This window comes from Aromatoleum diolicum (assembly GCF_012910955.1).
Classification (GTDB): Bacteria; Pseudomonadota; Gammaproteobacteria; order Burkholderiales; family Rhodocyclaceae; genus Aromatoleum; species Aromatoleum diolicum.
The window spans coordinates 1-654 of sequence record NZ_WTVQ01000119.1; the positions used below are offsets into that span (position 1 = coordinate 1).

General features: G+C 69.6%; 1 protein-coding gene. It reads right to left on the reverse strand.

Going from position 1 to position 654, the window contains the following annotated elements; all coding sequences use genetic code 11:
• On the reverse strand, positions 1-654 hold a 654-nt coding region (locus GPA25_RS23670), incomplete at both ends, for a YeiH family protein (RefSeq protein ID WP_169262837.1).

Below are 654 nucleotides of genomic sequence, written 5' to 3' on the forward strand. Positions count from 1 at the left end.
GCGGAACAGCACCGACACCACCGCCACCACCGGCAACAGCATCGCGACGCGGAAGAGCTTGACGAAGGTCGCGCCGTCGCCCACTGCCGGCGAGATGATGTAGCCCGCCGCCACGACCTGCGCGACGTCGTGGATCGTGCCGCCGATAAAGACCGCCGCCGCATTCGCATCCAGTCCGAAGGCCTTCACCAGCGACGGATACACCACCATCGCCACCGTCGAGAGCGCCGTGACGCCCACCACCGTGAACAAGGTGAAGCGCTGGTTCTCCTCGTTCTTCGGCAGCACCGCCGAGATCGCCAGCGCCGCCGAGGCACCGCAGATCGCCACCGCCCCCCCGGTCAGAATGCCTTCCGTCCCCGGCCGGCCGAGCAGGCGGCCGATGAGCGCGCCGAAGCCGATGGTCGCGACCACGCCGCCCGCGACCATCGCGATCGAGTCGGCCCCCAGGCCCGCCAACTGTTCCGCGGTGATGCGCGCCCCCAGCAGTGCCACGCCAAAGCGCAGCACCTGGCGCGACGCGAACTCGATGCCCGCGTGGATCTTCTCGCCGTTCGCGGCGAAGTTGAACGCCATGCCGAAGAACAGCGCGTACAGCAGCTGCGGCCCGCCCTGATGCTCGGCCACGAAGCTCGCCGCCAGCGCGATCGTGAT